This is a genomic window from Rosettibacter sp. KY25 (assembly GCF_057554405.1).
In genome coordinates, this window is record NZ_BAAJAO010000017.1 from 47,742 (window position 1) to 68,837 (window position 21,096).

Sequence of the window (21,096 nt, forward strand, 5' to 3'; positions counted from 1 at the left end):
ATTTTCACATGGGTTTAAACCCCACCAAAATATGTTGATAATTTGTTAATAACTTTAATTTGTGAAACGTTTCACACAAATTAAGAGATGCTTTTTCTTTTTTTGTGAAGTTGTATTTATGTTCATTTTTTTACTGTTTTAACCACATCTCATTGTAATTCAATGAGTTATGGTTATTTCTTAATGTTAATAATTTGTTGATATTCTGGGAGTTTATACTCGTTCTTAAATAAAAAAATTTTGTTTTTCTTTCATTTTCTAAACAAAAATTGTGGATAACTATGGAGTTAGTTCAAAAAACAGAAGTAACAAAAGACGCTAAAGATATCTGGAAAGAATGCTTAAATATTATTAAAAATAACGTTCCCTACATAACTTACAACACTTGGTTTTTACCAATTAAGCCTTATGAAATTGAAAATAATACATTAAAAATTTTTGTACCTAATAATTTTTTTATTGAATGGATAGAAGAACATTATAACACATTAATTAATAAAGTTATAAATCAAGTTTTAGGCAGTGATGGAAAATTAGTTTACATAGTTTTAGAAGAAAAAGAAGAACTAATTGAAAGCGAACCTGTTGTTATAAAAAAAGAAGAAACTTCCTTTTATTCAATTCCACAACAAAAACAATATGAAACATTTTTAAATCCAAGATATACTTTTGAAAATTTCATTAAAGGAGAAGGCAACCAGCTTGCAAGAGCAGCTGCTTTTGCTATTGCAGAAAATCCTGGACAAACTTCTTTCAATCCTCTTTTTATTTATGGTGGCGTGGGTCTTGGAAAAACACATCTTATGCATGCAATAGGAAATAAAATATTAGAGAGAACACCAGAAAAAAGAGTTATCTATATTTCTTCTGATGCCTTCACCGTAGAATTTGTTGAATCAATTCAAAGTGATAAAGTAAATGAATTCTCAAGTTTTTATAAAAGCATGGATGTGTTAATAATTGATGACATTCAGTTCCTTGTCGGAAAAGAAAAAACTCTTGATTTGTTTTTCCAAATTTTTAACACTTTACATCAAAACGGAAAACAAATTGTTCTCTCAAGCGATAAACCTCCAAAAGAATTAAAAGGATTAAATGAAAGACTTATTTCTCGTTTCTCTTGGGGATTAACTGCTGATATTCAACCTCCTGATTTTGAAACTCGTGTTGCAATTTTAAAAAACAAAAGTGAAAATTATGGAATTAGTTTGCCTAACGAGTATCTTGAATATATTGCTTACAATATAACTTCAAACATACGCGAGCTAGAAGGCTGTTTAATTAAATTACTTGCTACTTCTTCACTCAATTCAAAAGAAATAGATTTTGACCTAGTGAAAAAAACAGTAAAAGAAGTTTCTACCAATAAACAGGTTAATATTTCTATTGATGTTATAACCAAAGTTGTATGTGATTTTTACAATGTAGATGAAAATAAAGTAAGAGAAAAAAACAGAAGAAAAGAAGTTGTGCTTGCAAGACAAATAGCTATGTACCTTTCTAAAACATTAACAAAATCTTCTCTCAAAACTATAGGTCTGCATTTTGGAGGAAGAGACCATTCAACAGTAATTCATGCCTGTACAAGCATAGAAGAATTAATTCAGACAGACCCAAAATTAAAAGAAACTATAGACTACCTTAAAAACAAAATTGAAATGTCCTCTTCATAAATGTTGATATCTTGTTATTTGTCTGTTTGAACTTTGTTGATTCTGGTATAAAAATATACTTGTAAGTTTTTTCTTTATTTTATTAACAACAAACTAACATTAACAATCTTTAATAACTTTGATTTTTGCACTAATAATAAAAAGAAAATTACTTATCAACATATTAACAATGTTGTTATTTGTGTTATGTTATTAATTAATTAATAAATTATTAAAACAAAGTTGTGAATAAACAGAATAATTAAGTCAATACTAAAATTAATAAATTGAAAGTATAGGCATTTTTTGATATTTTGCACTGTCAATTGGAGATAAAAATGGAATTCAAAGTTAATAGTAAAGAGCTAGAGAAATTGCTCAGTAAAATTATTCCCGCAGTACCAACAAGAACTCCAATGAAAATTTTAGAAAATTTTCTCTTTGATATTAAAGATGGCTTACTTACTGTTTATGCTACGGACCTTGAAATTTCACTAAAGTCATTTTTAAGTGTTGTTTCTGATGATAATGTAAAATTTGTTGTTCCAGCACATAAGCTTTATGACTTAGTTAAGTCTTTCAAAGAAACAACAATTCATTTTCAACTGCAGGAAAGCAATAAGAAAGTAAATTTAACTACAGATATAGGTAAGTATTCATTAAGTTACTTAGAAGCAGATGATTATCCTGAAATACCATCGTTAAACGAAAGCAAAGAACAGGAAATAAATGAAATTACTATTAATGGCGAAGATTTAAGAAGTGCTATAGAAAGAACTGCATTTGCGATGAGTAAAGAAGAAATCAGACCTGCATTATTAGGAACACTGTTTGAATTTTCTGATGATGGATTAAGATTTGTAACTACAGATGGACACAGGCTTGTAAATCTTTTAAGAAAAAACATAGAAGCACCAATTAAAAAACAATATGTAGTACCAGAAAGAGCAGTAAATGTATTAACAAAAATTTTAGATGAGAAAGAAGTAAAAGTCTATTTCACAAATACTTATGTATCTTTTAGATTGAGTGATATAGAATTAATTTCAAGACTCATTTCTCATAAATATCCAGAATATCAAAGTGTAATTCCTTTAGAGAACGAATTCATTCTCAAGGTGAACACAAAGGAATTAAATGATTCGATAAAAAGAATGATGTTGTTTTCTACTTCTAATACAAGGAGAGTAAAGTTTTCATTAAATAAAGAAAATATTACAATCTCTGCAGAAGATGTGGATACGGGGTCCGCAGGAGAAGAAAAGGTTATGTGTGAATATTCTGGTGAACCAATGGATATTGGTTTTAACTCACAATATATGAATGATATTTTAAGTCATCTTACAGATTACGAAGAAGTTATTTTTAAATTACATTCTCCAACAAAAGCAGTAATAATCGAACCGGCAGAAAAGAAAGAAAACATAGAACTTATGATGCTGCTAATGCCGGTAAGAATAAATACATAAAATGGTTCTTAAACAAATTGAGTTGCTTAATTTTAGACTTCACAGGAAAACTTCCATCGAGTTCTCTGATAAATTGAATCTTATAGTTGGAGGAAATGGACAAGGAAAAACAACAATCTTAGAAGCAATTTATTACTTGTGCACAACAAAAAATTTACATCTATCGTCAGAAAATGAAGTTGTTACTTATGATGAGCAATATTTTGAAATAGCAGGGAAGTTTATTGATTTGACAGAAGATAAAGTAAGACTGAACTACGACATACAAAAAAACAAAAAAACTTACTATCTCAACGAAAAACAAATTAATTCTGCAGCAGAAATCATAGGCAAATTTCCAGTAGTATCGTTAACTCAATCAGACCACTCGATAACTCAAGGTGCACCAGCAGACAGAAGAAAGTTTGTTGATTCAATTATTTCACAAGTAAGTCAATCTTATTTGAAAATACTTTTAGAATATTCTAAAATACTTAAACAGCGCTCAATAATTTTAAATCAGATTAGAGAAAACAAGAATATTAATCTTTACAGCCAGCTTGATGTATGGACCGAAGCTTTAATTACAAGAGGAACAGAAATAATTAAACAAAGAAAAAAATTTATAGTTGATTTTGATAATTATCTAAAAGAAGCATATAAGCAAATAATGACAGATGAAGAAATCCCATCAGTTATTTATTCTACACAAATAAATAATGAAGAAAACATAGAGAAAGAATTTAGAGAATCACTTGAGAAACAGAAAGAAGAAGAGATAAGAAAAAGCATGAACTTAATAGGTCCACATAGAGATGATTACATTTTCTATTTAAATGGAAAAGAACTTAAAAGATATGGTTCGCAGGGACAACATAAAACATTTCAAATAGCTTTGAGGTTTGCACAGTTTTTTTATATTCAGGAAAAAATTTCAAAGTCTCCTATATTTTTAATGGATGACATTTTCGGAGAACTTGATAAATATAGAGCAGGAAAAATAAGCAGCTATCTTCCTAAAGTAGGACAAGCATTTATTACAATGACAGATTTAACAAAAAAAGAAGAGCTTGGTGAATTAAAAAATTCACTATTTATAAAAGTTGAAAATGGGAAAACGACAATCATTAATTAGTTTTAAAAGCATAAGCGATATCTTACAGACAGAAAAGGAGTTTGAAAAAATTAGGGAGATAGCAGAAAATTATAATGTTGCAAAAGAGTTTGTTAATATTTTTCCAGAATTAAAAGAAATAGCAAAAGCAAAAAAAGTTGATAAACAAACTTTGTTTTTGAAAGTAGAAAATTCTGTTTGGAAAAGTGAACTGAATCTTCAGAAAAATTTATTAGTAAAAAAAATCAATAAATATTTTGGTAAAGAAGTAATAAAAACTATAAAATTTTTATAGGGACAGGAGAATATGACAAAAGATAAAACAACAGCAGCTTCAGAATATACCGCGAAAAGTATTAATGTTCTAAAAGGACTTGAAGCAGTAAGAAAAAGACCAGCAATGTATATCGGCGATGTTGGGTCACGAGGTCTTCATCATTTAATTAATGAAGTTGTAGATAATAGTATAGACGAAGCACTTGCTGGCTTTAATGATAGAGTAATTGTAACAATTCATAAAGATCAAAGTGTAACTGTAGAGGATAGAGGAAGAGGCATTCCTGTAGATATTCACCCAGAAGAAAAAAGGTCTGCTCTTGAAGTTGTAATGACAGTTCTTCATGCTGGCGGAAAATTTGATAAAAGTTCATACAAGGTTTCTGGTGGTTTGCACGGCGTTGGAGTCTCGGTTGTTAATGCATTATCTGAATGGTTGAAAGTAGAAGTAAGAAGAGATGGAAAAATTTATTTTCAAGAATATCATCGAGGAGTTCCAAAAGCTCCTGTAAAAATTATTGGAACTTATAAGGGTGAACAGACAGGAACAAAAATTACATTTAAACCAGATAAAGAAATTTTCAAAACTGTAAAATTCAATTTTGATACTGTAGCAGAAAGAATGCGGGAACTTGCTTATCTGAATAAAGATGTAACTATGATTTTAAGAGATGAAGCAGAAGGAATAGAAGAAACTTACCGATTCAAAGGTGGATTAGTAGATTTTGTTAAATATCTTGATGAACAGCGCGGTCCGCTTCATAAACCGATTTATATTGAAGGTGAAAAAGATGGAACGCCAGTAGAAGTTGCATTTGAATACAATGATTCTTATTCAGAAAATGTTCATTCCTATGTAAATAACATAAATACAATCGAAGGAGGAACTCACTTAATTGGTTTTAGAACTGCTCTTACAAGAACTTTTAATAATTATGCTTATAAAAATGGATTGATTAAGGAAAACAGTAAAATAACTTTAACGGGGGATGATTTTAAAGAAGGACTTACAGCAGTAATTTCAGTAAAAGTTATGGAGCCTCAGTTTGAGGGACAAACAAAAACAAAACTTGGCAACAGCGAAGTTAAATCAATTGTGGAATCAATAGTAGGCGAAAAACTTTCTGAATATCTTGAAGAAAATCCTTCTGTAGCAAGAAAAATAATTGAGAAATGTTTACGCGCAGCCGAAGCAAGAGAAGCTGCAAGAAAAGCTCGCGAACTTGTAAGAAGAAAAAATGCTCTCGACTCATTACACCTGCCAGGCAAATTAGCAGATTGTTCAATTACTGATCCAGAGCATTGTGAAATTTATATAGTTGAAGGTGACTCTGCTGGCGGTTCTGCTAAACAAGGAAGGGATAGAAGATTTCAAGCTATTCTTCCTATTAAAGGAAAAATTATAAATGTAGAAAAAGCTAAGATTAATAAAATACTTGAAAACCCGGAAATTCAAGCTATTGTTTCGGCAATTGGTGCAGGAATCGGAGAAGATTTTGACCCATCAAAAGCTCGTTATGGAAAAATAATTCTTATGACCGATGCAGATGTAGATGGAAGCCACATCAGAACTTTGCTTCTTACTTTCTTTTACAGACACATGAAAGAATTAATTACAGAGGGAAGAGTATACATTGCTCAGCCGCCACTTTATAAAATTAAAAAAGGTAAAGAAGAGTATTATGCATATGATGATGAAGAGAGAGACAAAATTTTAAAACGCCTTAAAGCAGATGGAAAAGTAAAAAAAGAAAATATGGAAGTTGTTGAATCTGAAGAAGGAACGGAGGAAACAGCATCATCGAAAAACATCGTAATATCACGATACAAAGGTCTCGGTGAAATGAATCCAGAACAACTCTGGCAGACAACAATGAATCCAGAAACAAGAACAATACTTCAAGTAAATCTTGAGAGTGCAGCAGCAGCAGATAAGATTTTTGAAACATTAATGGGAGACGATGTTGAACCAAGAAGAGAGTTTATTGAAAAACATGCTAAATATGCTAATCTCGATGTATAAAATAATATGAACATAAAACCAACATACGATAAACCAATTATTGAATTTGCACGAAAAGATTACACAGTATTAAACAAAAATTTGACAGTTGATGAAGCACTCAAAAAAATTAGAAATGAAGGAGCCGGAGAAAGAATAGTTTATTTTTATGCAATTGATGATGAAGACAAATTAGTAGGAGTTTTGCCTACAAGAAGATTATTAACGGCACAGCCAGATACAAAATTAGAACAAATAATGGTTCAAAGAGTTGCTGCTCTTCCATCAACAGCAACAGTTTATGATGCATGTGAATTTTTTGTAACATATAAATTTCTTGCTTTCCCAATAGTAGATGAACAGAAAAGAATTATAGGAATAATTGATATTAATATTTTTACAGAAGAATTTTTAAGTAGCGAACCGGATATAGAAGAACGACAAAGAATTAATGATATCTTTGAAACTATTGGCGTTAATATTAATGAGATTAAAAATGCTTCTCCTGTTAAGGCATGGAGAATAAGATTTCCATGGCTACTTGCTACAATAACAAGCGGAACAATTTGTGCATTCTTAGCAGGAATGTTCGAAACAACAATAGAAGAAAGTTTAATAATAGCTTTTTTTCTTACACTAATTCTTGGTCTTGCAGAAAGTACAAGCATTCAATCTATGACACTTACTATTCAAGCATTGCATACTGTTAAACCAACTTCAAAATGGTATCTCAGAATTTTATGGAAAGAATTAAGAACAGCATTTCTTCTTGCATTTGCAAGTGGGGTGATAGTATCATCGATAATTATTCTATGGAAAAATGACATGCTTGCTTCATCTGTAATTGGTCTTAGCATTTTGATAATTCAAATTACAGCTGCTTTCTGGGGAATAACAATTCCATCAGTTCTTCATAAAAAAAATCTGGACCCAAAAATTTCTGCAGGACCAATTACACTTGCAATAACAGATATTTTTACAATTATTTTTTATCTCGGTATTGCAACTATGTTACTTTAAAAAATTTTAGAAATAAATTAAGGAAAAAGAAGTAAGATTATGACAACAATATTTGAAAAGATAATTCCTGTTTCTCTCGAAGAAGAAATGAAATCTTCTTACATCGACTATGCAATGAGTGTTATTGTTGCAAGAGCATTGCCAGATGTAAGAGATGGATTAAAACCTGTTCATCGAAGAGTGCTCTTTGGAATGCATGAATTAGGATTGGCATATAACAAGCCTTATAAAAAATCTGCCCGCATCGTTGGCGAAGTTCTCGGTAAATATCATCCGCATGGTGATAGTGCAGTTTATGATACAATGGTTAGAATGGTTCAGGATTTTTCATTGCGTTATCCTTTGATTGATGGACAGGGGAATTTTGGTTCAATTGATGGCGATAGTCCTGCGGCAATGCGTTATACAGAAGCACGTCTTGCTAAAATTGCAGATGAAATGCTTCGTGATTTGGATAAAAACACTGTTGATTTTGTCCCAAATTTTGATGATACACTTCAAGAACCATCAGTTCTTCCTTCTTATCTCCCTAATCTGCTTGTAAATGGCTCAAGCGGAATTGCAGTTGGAATGGCAACAAATATTCCTCCTCATAATTTGAATGAAGTTGTTGATGGCTTGGTTGCTTTGATTGATAATCCAAAGATGAAGCCTGAAGATTTAATGAAATATGTTAAAGCTCCAGATTTTCCAACAGGAGGAATTATTTACGGATACGATGGAGTTCGAGAAGCTTATCTAACTGGAAGAGGCAGAATAATACTTCGTGCAAAAGCAAATATTGAAACTCTTAAAAACGACAGAGAAAATATTGTAATAACAGAAATTCCATATCAAGTTAATAAAGCAGCATTGATTGAAAAAATTGCAGAATTAGTACGGGATAATAAAGTAGATGGAATTGCAAATATTAGAGATGAATCAGACAGAGATGGACTTCGTATTGTTATTGAAATGAAACGTGATGGTCAACCTGCAGTTACATTAAATCAACTTTTCAAACACACACAAATGCAGGTTACTTTCGGCGTCATAATGCTTGCTCTTGTTAATGGAGTGCCAAAAGTTTTAACACTTCAGCAGATGATGCAGCATTTCCTTGACCATCGAATGAATGTCCTTATTAGAAGAACAAAATTCGACCTTGATGCTGCAGAACGCCGTGCTCATATTCTTGAAGGCTACATAATTGCTCTTGATAATATCGATGCTGTAATTGAAACAATTAAAAAATCAAGAGATGTAGAAACTGCAAAACATAACTTGATGCGTAAATTCAAGCTCTCCGAAATTCAGGCAAAAGCAATACTCGATATGAGATTGCAAAGATTAACTGGACTGGAGAGAAAGAAAATTGAAGATGAATATAAAGAAACAATAAAGCTTATTGAAAAATTGAAAGGAATTCTTGAAAGCGAAAAGAAAAGAAAACAAATCATTAAAGAAGAGCTTATTCAATTAAAAGAGAAATATGGTGATGAAAGAAGAACAGAAATAATTTATGACTTCAAAGAATTTTCTTTAGAAGATATTATTGCCGAAGAAGATGTAGTTGTAACAATATCACATCAAGGATTTATTAAAAGATTTCCTGTGAGCGGATACAGAAGACAGGCAAGAGGTGGAAAAGGTGTAACAGGTGCAGGAACAAAAGATGAAGATTTCATTGAACACATGTTCATAGCTTCAACGCATCATTACATAATGTTCTTTACAGACAAAGGAAAATGCTACTGGCTGAAAGTTCATGAAATTCCAGAAGGAGGAAGAGCTGCTAAAGGAAGGTCTATTCTGAATTTAATTGAAAAAGACAAAGACGAAAAGATTACAGCATTCGTCACAGTTAAAGAATTTTCAGATGACAAATATGTTGTAATGGTTACAGAAAAAGGAACAATCAAAAAGACAGTTCTTTCTGCTTACTCAAACATTCGAAGAGGAGGTATTAATGCAATTAATCTTGTTCCTGGTGATAGATTAATTGAAGCAAAACTTAGCGATGGAAATAATGATATTATAATCGGAACTAGAAATGGTATGGCAATAAGATTTAATGAAAAAGATGTAAGAGATATGGGAAGAACAGCAACTGGTGTTCGTGGAATTAAATTAGGCAAGAACGATGCTGTAATAGGAATGATTGTAGTAAGAAATGCTTCTACTCTGCTTGTTGTAACTGAAAAAGGATTTGGCAAACGTTCTGAAATAGAAGAATACAGATTGACAAAACGAGGTGGCAAAGGTGTAATTACAGTTAAGACCTCAGAAAAAAATGGCAAACTAATTGCAATGAAAGAAGTAAATGATGGAGATGAACTTGTAATTATTACAACAAAAGGAATGGTTATTCGTCAAGCAGTAAGCGATATAAGAGTTATGGGAAGAAATACTCAAGGTGTAAGATTAATTAAACTGAATGAAGATGATGAGATTGCTGATATTGCAAGAGTAATTCCTGAAGATAATGGTGATGAATAATTAAATGCTGCCGGAATTTTCCGGCAGCTTTTATTATAAAGAAAAAACAAAAATTTTTTCAAACTATAAAACTCACAAATCGATAATCTTCATATAAAACTTCATTTGTAATAACACTTCTTTTAATTATTTTTACTTTGTATGATAACAAGTGAGAATGGAAATGAAAACTAATCTATTCAAGCTCATTTTAATTTTATTGTTACCAGCAATTTCTTTTGCACAGAAGACTTCCCTTTTTATTCCAGTTAATTTTCAGAAAGCTTATGAAAACGAAACCCGCTCCTATGATGGTAAACCAGGAAAAAATTATTGGCAGAACAAAGCTGACTATAATATCAAAGCAGAAATATTTCCTGCAGAAAGAAAAATTGTTGGAGAAGAAAAAGTAATTTATTATAACAATAGTCCAGATACACTTAAAAGAATAGTAGTTAAACTCTTGATGGATATTTATCGCAAAGGCAACATGCGTGATTTTCAAATTTCTTCTGATGCAATAAATGACGGTGTAGAATTAAAAAAGATAATTTATAACAACAATGAAATAAAAATAGATGATAAAAAAGAATCACCTCGACGAGAAGGAACAAATCTTATTATTCAACTTCCAGAACCATTGCTGCCAAAAGAAAAAGCTGAAATGGAATTTCAATGGTCATGTTTAATTCCAGATAAATCTCAAATTAGAATGGGGGCATACGACAGCACTTCAATGTTTGTTGCTTATTGGTTTCCTCAAATTGCAGTTTATGATGATATTGACGGCTGGGATATGATTAGTTATACCGGCAATACAGAAACATATAATGATTTTGGAAATTATGAAGTTGAACTTACAGTTCCTAAAAATTATGTTATCTGGGCAACTGGAGTTTTACAAAATCCGGAAGAAGTTTTTTCAGAAAAAATTTTAGAAAAATATAAGAAAGCATTATCGTCAGACGAAATTGTAAAAATAATTAGTGAAGAAGATTATTCTGATTTAATAACAGTGAATAAAGAAAAATTAACTTATAGATTTAAAGCTGAATATGTTCCCGACTTTGCATTTGCTCTAAGCAATCACTATTTGTGGGATGCATCAAGTTTAATAGTTGATAAACAAACAGGCAGAAGAGCTTTCATTTCAGCAGCATACAATCCTAATTCAAAAGATTTTTATCAAGTAGCAGAAATTGCAAGAAAATCAATCGAAAGTTTTTCGAATCATATTCCAGGTTATCCATATCCTTATCCTGCAATGACAGTCTTTAATGGTCAAGGTGGAATGGAATTTCCAATGATGTGCAATGATTCCTCTGTGCCCGAAATTCAAGGGACAATACATTTAACTTCCCACGAAATTTCTCATACATATTTCCCATTTTTTATGGGAATAAATGAAAGAAAATATGCATGGATGGATGAAGGATGGGCAACAATGCTGCCATTTGATTTTCAAACCGAGCAAGCAGAAGGTTATGACCCGCGCACTCGAAATGCACAGAGTTATAATGAAATAGGCGGAACAGATAAAGATTTGCCTCCGATGGTTCCATCGTATCAAATGAGAGGAGCTTCTTACAGAAATGCATCATACAGAAGACCAGCTGCTGCTTACGATTTTTTGAGAGATTTGCTTGGCGATGATTTATTCAAAAAATGCCTGCATGAATATATTAATCGATGGAATGGCAAGCATCCCGTCCCATACGACTTCTTTTTTACTTTTAATGATGTTTCGAAACAAAATTTGGATTGGTACTGGAAAGCATGGTTCTTCGATACAAAGTATCCTGACCTGTCAATTAAAAATGCAAATCAAAAAGGAAGTAAAGTAGAAGTAATAATTGTGAATAAAGGAGGATTACCGCTTCCTGTAAAAATAAATGCAATTTTTGGAGACAAAACAAACAAGTTGATTTATGAAGCAAAAGCAGACATATGGAAAAATGGTGAGTTAGAAAAGAAGATAAATATTCATTCAAAAAAGAAGATTAATAAAATTGAGCTTGGGAACAGTCAAATTCCAGATATTAATTCAAAAGATAATTCCTTTGAGTTAAAGTAAGTTTATCAAATTAGATTATGAGAATTTTATGAAGATAAAAATCTTTTTTGCTTTTATAATCTTTTACACAGTTTTGATTTTCGCTCAGGATGAAATTATTAAAAAGGATAATTTGATATATCTTTCAAACACAATTATAATAAAAGTTAAAGATGGTTATGCTTATCCTGCAGAGATTCAAAGAAGAATAAATTCTGTCTTGAAAAGCGATGCAGTTCAGGAAATAAAACCAGTCTTTTCTGAATTTCAAAATGTATTGAAGAAAGGAGCAGATAAATTTGATAGGATTTATAATGTTAAGCTCAAATCTGGAAATGACCCATTTATTATCTCGCAAAAAATTTCAAGAATGAAGGAACTTGAATGGGCAGAGCCAAAATTTGTTAGACAGATAACATACAATCCAAACGACTCAATTTATCTTGCCGGAACACAAATTAATCTATCTCAAATTTCTGCTTCCAAAGCTTGGGATATTACTAAAGGAGATTCAAGCATAATTATTGCAATCGTTGATGTTGGAGTTGACTGGCAACATCCAGATATAATAGGAAATATTTATCGAGATAAAAATGGAAATATACTTGGATACGATTTTGGCGGATTAAATGGAACACCAGATAATGATCCATCAGAAGATAAAGCTCCATTAGGATTTGGAGTTGGATATCATGGAACACATGTAGCAGGAATTGCAGCTGCAGTTTCAGATAATAAAATTGGTATTGCCTCTGTTGGATATAATTGTTCAATAATGCCTGTGAAAGTATCAAGAGGAGATAAAAGAAATGCACAAAACGAACCCTATGTTTATTATGGTTTTGAAGGAATTAAATATGCTGCTGACAATGGAGCAAAAGTAATTAACTGCAGCTGGGGTGGTTATGGATATTCGAGATATGAACAGGAAATAATTGATTATGCAATTTCAAAAGGAGCACTTGTTGTAGCTTCTGCAGGCAACGAAAATAAAAGAGAACCGTTTTATCCAGCAAGTTACAATGGAGTTCTTTCTGTCGGCTGGCTTGATTCTGATGGAATTCATAGAGCTTACTACAGCAAAACTTCAGGCAGTAATTATGGTAATTATGTTGATGTCTTAGCTCCTGGCACTTCAATCATTTCTACTTGGCCCACAATCTCTGGACAAAAGTACAAACAAATCAGCGGCTCATCAATGTCGGCACCGCATGTAGCTGGTTTAGCTGCATTAGTATTTTCAAAATACCCGAATTATACTCCTCTTCAAGTTGCAGAAAAAATTAGAATGACATCAGATGATATTTATTCTTTTCATAATGATTCTTTAAAATACCTTTTGGGTTACGGCAGAATTAATGCATATAAAGCTGTAAAAGATACAAATTTGATTTCCATTCGTGCTGTGAATATAAAATTTCTCGATAAAGGAAATCAAAATGGTTTGCTTGAGAAAGGAGAACGGGTTTTTATCAATATTACATTTCAAAATTTTCTTGATGCAGCTTCTAACATTGATGTAGATTTAATTTGCAGCGATACTTCTGTACAAATCGTTAATTCCAGATTTTCTATAAATCATTTAAACACACTCGAAACAGTTACATCTGAGAATGATGAGTTTTCATTCATAGTTTTGAATAATGCACCATATAATCACACAGTTAATTTTATGCTTAAGTTTTCAGGAAATAATTATTCGGACTATCAATGGTTTTCTGCAAGAATTAATCCGACTTATGACAGTCACACTGCTAATAAAATTTCTATGACAATTACAAGCAAAGGAACCCTTGGATTTAATGATTATCCAGATAATCAAGAAGGAGTTGGATTTACTTTCAGGGACGAAAATTTAATGTTTGAAGGTGCTTTTATGTATGGAACTTCTGAAACAAATGTTATGGATGCTGCAAGAGAAACTTATTCTCAAAGAAATGATTTTAGAATTATTGACCAATTTAAAATTGTAAAAACAGATGGAGATGAAATTGGTACAGCAATATTTGATGATTATAATTTTGGTGAAGGAAGATTAGGAATTGAAACACATCTTAAATCATATTCATTCGGTCAACCACCGTATGACAATTTTATAATTTTAGTTATGAATTTGAAAAACACGACAACAAAAAATATCAATGGACTTTATGCAGGATTTTTCTTTGATTGGGATATTCCACCAAATGAAGCAACAAAAGATTCAGCAGCTTATGATATTGATGATAATTTTGGTTATGCATACTGTGTCGATAAATCTTTGAGTACAAATTACGCCGCAGCAGCATTAATTTCTTCTGATAAATACGGATTCTATCCAATCTATAATGAAATTACATTGTTCGATATAGAAGCAGGAGGATTTACAAAGAAAGATAAATGGATTTCACTTTCAAGCGGTGTTGTAAAAAATGGTATTGGTCCTGCAGATGTTTCTTTTACAATTTCAGGCGGACCATTTAATATTCCTGCAGGTGAAACTCTTCCTGTTGCATTTGCTCTTGCAGCAGGAGAAAACTTAAATGAAATTAGAAATGCAATTCGATTAAGCAGAGAAAAATATATTTCGTTAATTTCTGATGTATCCCATGAAGAACCTTTGCCCAAAGAATTTGCATTGTATCAAAACTATCCCAATCCTTTTAATTCATCTACCGTTATCAGTTATCAATTATCAAAAACAAGCCGAATTGTTTTGAAAATTTATGATGCTCTGGGAAGAGAAATTAGAACTCTGGTTAATGAAACAAAAGAACCTGGAAGATATACTATTGAATTTAATGCATCAGACCTTTCAAGCGGAGTTTATTTTTATTCACTTCAAACAGATGAAAATTTCTTTGTGAAGAAGATGATATTGATGAAGTAATTTTAAAATTAGTTTTATCAAATAACCAAGCGGTTTTCTTGATTAACCCTTTCGTTTTTGATAAGTTTCTTATCAATTTCAAACAAATTTATGTGAGCTATGAAATATCCATTTGAAGAAATCGAATTAAAGTGGCAAAAATTTTGGGAAGAAAAAAAAGTATTCAAAACAGATTTATCTAAAATTGATAAAAAACTTTATGTGCTTGTAATGTTTATTTATCCTTCGGGTGCAAAAATGCACATTGGGCATTGGTATAATTATGGTCCAACTGATTCATTTGCTCGTTATAAAAAATTAAAAGGCTTTAATGTATTTGAACCAATGGGATACGATGCATTTGGACTTCCAGCTGAAAATTATGCAATTAAAACAGGCATCCATCCACAGGACAGCACTTTGCAGAACATTCGAGATATTCGCAAAATGTTAAATCGTATGGGTGGAATGTATGATTGGGATGCAGAGTTGATGACATGTGTTCCTGAATATTATAAATGGAATCAGTGGCTTTTTCTTCAAATGTATAAAAGAGGATTGGCTTACAGAAAAAATGCGCCTGTAAACTGGTGTCCTTCATGTCAAACAGTTCTTGCAAGAGAGCAAGTTTTAAGTGACGGTGGGTGTGAGCGATGCGGAACAACTGTAATTCAAAAAAATCTTACTCAATGGTTTTTCAAAATTACTCAATATGCCGATGAACTTCTTGACGGCTTAAATAAAATAGATTGGCCTGAGAAAACTAAAATAATGCAAATCAACTGGATTGGAAAAAGTTATGGAACTGAAATCGATTTTCAAATTGAAGGACATGATGAAAAAATAAGAGTGTTCACTACAAGACCGGATACTTTATTTGGTGTTACTTATGTGGTTTTAGCTCCAGAACATGATTTAGTTCTTAAAATTACAAAACCAGAATTCCGTGAAGGTGTTGAGAAATATATTGATTCAATAAAATCTTTAACTGAAGTTGAAAGAACTTCAACTGTAAAAGAAAAAACCGGAGTTCCAACCGGAGCTTATGCTATTAATCCAGTAAATGGTGAACGTGTTCCAATTTGGATAGCAGATTATGTACTTGCAACTTATGGAACAGGCTGCGTTATGGCTGTTCCCGGTCATGATGAACGCGATTTTGAATTTGCAAAGAAATTTAATCTCCCAATTAAAAAAGTAATTCTTCAACCAGGAACAAAAGAAGAAGATGAACTCACTCAAGCTTATACAGATGTTGGAATAATGATTAATTCAGGCAAATATAACGGATTAAGTTCAGATGTTGGGATTCAAAAAATTTCTGAAGATTTGGAAGCTCAGGGAATTGGTAAGAGAACTGTAAATTATAGATTGAGAGATTGGTTAATTTCCCGTCAGCGTTATTGGGGAACTCCAATTCCAATTGTTCATTGTGATAAATGTGGCGAAGTTCCTGTGCCTGAAGAACAGCTCCCGGTTATTCTTCCTTATAATGTTAATTTCAAACCCGAAGGCGGTTCCCCACTTGCAAGCTGCGAAGAATTTATAAATACAACTTGTCCAAAATGTGGAGCTCCTGCAAAACGAGACCCAGATACAATGGATACTTTCGTTGACTCCTCATGGTATTATCTGCGTTACTTAAATCCAAAATATGAAGCAGGAATGTTTGATGTTGACTTAGCAAATAAATGGACGCCGGTTGATGTTTACGTCGGTGGAGCTGAACATGCAACAATGCATCTTTTATATGCAAGATTCATCCATAAATTTTTAAGAGATATTGGTTTGGTAAACAGTGATGAACCATTTTTGAAGCTTATTCATCAAGGCACAATTACAAATCAAGGTGCTAAGATGTCTAAGTCGAAAGGAAATGTTGTTGACCCAAATGTTTTTCTTGAACAGTTTGGCTCAGATGTTTTTAGAATGTATTTAATGTTTATGGGTCCTTATGAAATGGGAGGCGATTGGAGTGACAAAGGAATTGTAGGAGTTGATAGATTTGTTCAGCGTATTTATACACTTTTTGAATCATATAAAAATATTGCAAAGGAATTTCCATCAAAAGATAAATATGATATTTCGGAACTCAACGAACAAGAAAAACTTGTTTATAGAAAAGTCAATCAAACTTTGGCAAAAGTAGATTCAGAAATAGACAATTTTAGATTCAATACAGCTGTAGCAGCGTTAATGGAATTACTGAATGATTTCAAAAACTTGAGTGAATGCAGAAAAGATTTACAGACTTATGCACTTGAAAGATTTGCATTGATGATATCTCCTCTTGCACCTCATCTTGGAGAAGAATGCTGGAATTTAATTGGGAAAGAAAAATCGATATATGAAAATCCATTCTGGTACGAAGTTGATGCTGCAGCACTTGTAAAAGAAAATGTGTTGATTGTAGTTCAGATAAATGGGAAAGTACGTGCAAAAATTGAAATGCCTGTTGATTTGCCAGAATCGGAAGTAAAAGCAAGAGTTTATGAAGATGAAAAAGTTAAATCGTATGTTGATGGTAAGCAGATTGTAAAAGAAATTTATGTGCCCAATAAGATTTATAATATAGTTGTGAAGTAAAATGATAATTATGAAGAAATAAAAAAAGAAATGGAAACGGCAGCTAAAAAATTTTTGCTGGACAAATAGAAAAAGTTTTTTGTATGTGTCATATGCAATAGATGATTATGATGAAAAATTCAGATATAGACTTTACCGCCGTAATAAAAATGCCAGTAAATAAATTGAGTTTATACAATAATTTAATAGGTTATATTGTTGGGATCTTACTATTCAGGATGGAAAAAATATTACATTAATTTTTATGAATATTTTTTGAAGTATAAAGTTATACTTCAAATATTTTGAACTAAGGACAAATTACTTATGAATCGTAGCTTGAAAGAACTTGCTAAGTATAGAACCCATAAAACAAAAAATGACTAAGAATAAGCTTAATTTTTGTAATCATGTCTAAAACAAAACACAAAATTATATTTGGCGATTCTCGTTGCATGCAGGAAGTAGAAGATGAATCTGTTCATTTAATAATTACATCTCCGCCCTACTGGCAATTGAAGGATTATGGTCATCCTGAACAAATTGGTTTTGATGATTCTTATGAAAAATATATCAATAATCTAAACTTAGTTTGGAAAGAATGTCACAGAGTTTTGCATAAAGGCTGCAGATTATGCATAAATATTGGGGACCAATTTGCTCGTTCTGTTTATTATGGAAGGTATAAGGTAATTCCAATTAGAACAGAAATTATAAAATTTTGTGAGACAATCGGCTTTGATTATATGGGTGCAATAATCTGGCAGAAAGTTACAACATCAAATACTACTGGTGGCGCATCAGTGATGGGCTCTTATCCTTATCCAAGAAATGGAATTATAAAAATTGATTATGAATTTATACTGATATTTAAAAAGCTTGGGGAACCGCCAAAACCAACAAAAGAACAAAAAGAAAAATCTAAACTTACTCAAGAAGAATGGAATGAATACTTTTCAGGGCACTGGAATTTTCCAGGCGAAAGACAAAATGGACATCTTGCAATGTTTCCAGAAGAATTACCAAAAAGATTAATCAGAATGTTCAGTTTTGTTGGTGAAACAATTTTAGACCCTTTTTGTGGTAGTGGGACAACTAATCTTGCGGCAATAAATTTACAACGCAATTCTATAGGCTATGAAATAAATAAGGAATTTAAAAATATTATTGAAGAAAAATTAAAAATAAATCAACATCAATTATTTCAGAAAAATTATATCGTAGAATTTATTGAACAGGCACCAATTAAAATTGATTACAATAATTTACCATATATTTTCAGAGATCCAATTAAATTCGATAAAAAAGTTGACCCTCGAAAATTATCTTTTGGTTCAAAAATTACAGGCAAGGAAAATTCTAATGAAAACTACTTTTATGTTAGCGAAGTTATAACACCCGATAAAATCAAGTTAAACTCGGGTCAAATGATAAAATTATTGGGGATTAAACCAAACTCAAAAAAATTTCGAGAAGCAATAGATTTTCTTAAAGATATAACAAGAGGAACGCCTGTTTTTCTTAAGTTTGACAACATAAAATATGATAATGAAAATAATCTATTAGCTTATCTATACTTGAAAAATAAAACTTTTGTTAATGCTCATTTGATTAAGAATAAGTTAGTAAATGTAGATGGTTCAATTGATTATAAATACAAGAAAAAATTTTTTCAACTATATGAAATCTCTGAATGAAGTTAAGAATCTCTAATAAGGAAATTCAACAATTATTAAATGTACCTGAAATTGAATTTCCTAAATATTTATCACCTATAATAAATCTAGCTAATCGCTTTGCGCAAGGAACAAGACCTAAAACAGTAGGACAATTAAGCGAGCTTATTAATGATTTTGAAGGAGAAAATGTTGAAGAATGGTATGAGTGGTATAAGAATAAGTATCCTGACGCAATAAAGGATGCAACAGAAAAAATTTATGCTATGATTAATAATTTCAAATCTGTTTTGGAAAATATTAATAAGGAGCAGGTTGAAAAATGGGTAGTCGACTTAGTAATCGTAAAAACTTTTCTTGGATTAAGATTTCAGGAAGCTATACTTAAAAAGGTGGCAGAGATTAAGAAAGTTGAATATAAATTATCGAATAAAGAAGAAGAATCTCAAGGAATTGATGGATATTTAGGAAATATGCCAGTATCTATTAAACCAATTACATATAAGACCAAATCTGAATTAATAGAAAATATAGATGTAAAATTTATTTTTTATAAAAAGAACAAAAACAACATTGAAATAGAATTTAACTTTTAGAGGAATATAACATGCTAGATATCAAATTCATTCGTGAAAATCCTGATTTAGTTAGACAGGGTCTATTAAATAAAAACTCTGCTGATGTTGTAGACGACATTCTTGAACTCGATGAAAAAAGAAGAAGCTTAATTGCAAAAAGTGATGAATTGAAAGCTCTTCGAAATAAAGTTTCTTCTCAAATTCCTCAAATGAAAAAACGAGGCGAAGATACAACTGCAATATTTGAGGAGATGAAAAAAGTTGGCGATGAAATTGCAGAACTCGATAAACAATTGAAAGAAGTAGAAGATAAGTTAGAAGAAATTTTAAGATGGACACCGAATCTTGCTCATTCATCTGTTCCTGTTGGAAAATCAGCAGAAGATAATGTTGAGGTTAGAAGATGGCTGCCTGAAGATTTTTCCTTCGAATTTGACTTCGAAGTAAAAGACCATATCGAACTGGGCAAAAAACTTGATATTCTGGATTTTGAAAGAGGAACTAAAATTTCTGGTTCGGGATTTCCTCTCTATAAAGGAAAGGGTGCAACACTCGAAAGAGCTTTAATCAATTTTATGCTCGATTATCATTTGCAGCATCATGGTTACAAAGAAATTTTTCCTCCTGTTCTTGTTAATCGTGAATCAATGAAGGGAACCGGTCAAATTCCAAAATTAGAAGAGGATATGTATTTTATCGAAAAAGATGGGCTTTATCCGATACCAACTGCCGAAGTGCCAATTACAAATATTCATCGAGATGAAATCCTTCAGGAAAAAGATTTAACAATTAAATATGTTGGATACTCTCCCTGCTTTAGAAGAGAAGCTGGTTCGTATGGAAAAGAATCAAAAGGGTTTTTAAGAGTTCATCAATTTAACAAAGTTGAAATGGTAAAATTTGCAAGGCCAGAAGATTCTTATAATGAATTAGAAAGCTTGGTGAAAGATGCAGAAGATATTTTGCAGGCATTAAAAATTCCATATCGTGTAATTTTATTGTGCACAGGAGACCTAAGTTTTTCTGCTGCAAAATGCTATGATATTGAAACATGGTCGCCAGCAGAAAATAAATGGCTCGAGGCTTCTTCTTGCAGCAACTTCGAAGCATTTCAAGCAAGAAGAGCAAATATTAGATTTAGAAGAGAAGAAACTAAAAAAGTTGAATATGTGCATACATTAAACGGCAGCGGACTTGCAACAAGCAGATTAATGGTTTCACTGCTCGAGAATTATCAAACCCCCGAAGGGAAAGTTATAGTTCCAAAGGTTCTTCATAAATATACCGGGTTTGAGGTTATAGGATAATTGCGTAATTGAATTTTTATATTTGCAATTGTGTTTAGAAAAGTAAAATTAACGGCAGGAACTTGTTTAGAAATCTTTTATATCTAAAAAAATACTTCAT

General features: G+C 31.5%; 13 protein-coding genes. All 13 read left to right on the top strand.

The genetic code is table 11. The features are described from left to right. The first annotated feature begins 281 nt into the window (after positions 1-281). The 13 genes from dnaA to serS all read left to right on the top strand — a co-directional run bounded on the left by dnaA (position 282) and on the right by serS (position 20,996). On the top strand, positions 282-1,673 hold the full coding sequence (gene dnaA, locus AC27L2_RS10580) for a chromosomal replication initiator protein DnaA (protein ID WP_487211739.1): 1,392 nt from the start codon (positions 282-284) through the stop codon (positions 1,671-1,673). Between the two features lie 317 nt (positions 1,674-1,990). After that, entirely contained in the window at positions 1,991-3,121 is a 1,131-nt protein-coding gene (gene dnaN, locus AC27L2_RS10585) for a DNA polymerase III subunit beta (RefSeq protein WP_487211740.1), read from the top strand. A 1-nt stretch (position 3,122) separates the two neighbouring features. Then, positions 3,123-4,235 carry a DNA replication/repair protein RecF gene (recF, locus tag AC27L2_RS10590; protein ID WP_487211741.1) on the top strand — a complete coding sequence of 371 codons (1,113 nt, stop codon included), beginning with the start codon at positions 3,123-3,125 and terminating at the stop codon, positions 4,233-4,235. Next, the gene (locus AC27L2_RS10595; protein WP_487211742.1) at positions 4,210-4,509 is read left to right on the top strand and encodes a DciA family protein; all 300 of its coding nucleotides are present in this window, start codon (positions 4,210-4,212) and stop codon (positions 4,507-4,509) included. The genes recF and AC27L2_RS10595 overlap by 26 nt, the downstream gene beginning before the upstream one ends. A gap of 12 nt (positions 4,510-4,521) precedes the next feature. Further along, the gene (gyrB, locus tag AC27L2_RS10600; RefSeq protein WP_487211743.1) at positions 4,522-6,513 is read left to right on the top strand and encodes a DNA topoisomerase (ATP-hydrolyzing) subunit B; all 1,992 of its coding nucleotides are present in this window, start codon (positions 4,522-4,524) and stop codon (positions 6,511-6,513) included. Positions 6,514-6,519: 6 nt separating this feature from the next. Then, positions 6,520-7,512 (top strand): magnesium transporter, encoded by a 993-nt coding sequence (locus tag AC27L2_RS10605; protein WP_487211744.1) that lies wholly within the window; start codon positions 6,520-6,522, stop codon positions 7,510-7,512. Between the two features lie 39 nt (positions 7,513-7,551). Next, entirely contained in the window at positions 7,552-9,990 is a 2,439-nt protein-coding gene (gyrA, locus tag AC27L2_RS10610) for a DNA gyrase subunit A (protein WP_487211745.1), read from the top strand. Positions 9,991-10,153: 163 nt separating this feature from the next. Beyond that, a complete protein-coding gene (locus AC27L2_RS10615; RefSeq protein WP_487211746.1) occupies positions 10,154-12,043 on the top strand; it encodes a M1 family metallopeptidase in 1,890 nt (629 codons plus the stop codon). A 28-nt stretch (positions 12,044-12,071) separates the two neighbouring features. Beyond that, complete coding sequence (locus AC27L2_RS10620; protein WP_487211747.1) at positions 12,072-14,891, top strand: S8/S53 family peptidase; 2,820 nt, start codon at positions 12,072-12,074, stop codon at positions 14,889-14,891. A gap of 99 nt (positions 14,892-14,990) precedes the next feature. Continuing rightward, the gene (gene leuS, locus AC27L2_RS10625; protein WP_487211748.1) at positions 14,991-17,456 is read left to right on the top strand and encodes a leucine--tRNA ligase; all 2,466 of its coding nucleotides are present in this window, start codon (positions 14,991-14,993) and stop codon (positions 17,454-17,456) included. A 389-nt stretch (positions 17,457-17,845) separates the two neighbouring features. Further along, the gene (locus AC27L2_RS10630) at positions 17,846-19,132 is read left to right on the top strand and encodes a DNA methyltransferase (RefSeq protein WP_487211749.1); all 1,287 of its coding nucleotides are present in this window, start codon (positions 17,846-17,848) and stop codon (positions 19,130-19,132) included. After that, positions 19,129-19,707 (top strand): MjaI family restriction endonuclease, encoded by a 579-nt coding sequence (locus AC27L2_RS10635; protein WP_487211750.1) that lies wholly within the window; start codon positions 19,129-19,131, stop codon positions 19,705-19,707. Before AC27L2_RS10630 ends, AC27L2_RS10635 begins: the two co-directional genes overlap by 4 nt. A gap of 11 nt (positions 19,708-19,718) precedes the next feature. After that, positions 19,719-20,996, top strand: a complete 1,278-nt coding sequence (serS, locus tag AC27L2_RS10640; RefSeq protein WP_487211751.1) for a serine--tRNA ligase — start codon at positions 19,719-19,721, stop codon at positions 20,994-20,996. The last annotated feature ends 100 nt before the right edge of the window (positions 20,997-21,096 follow it).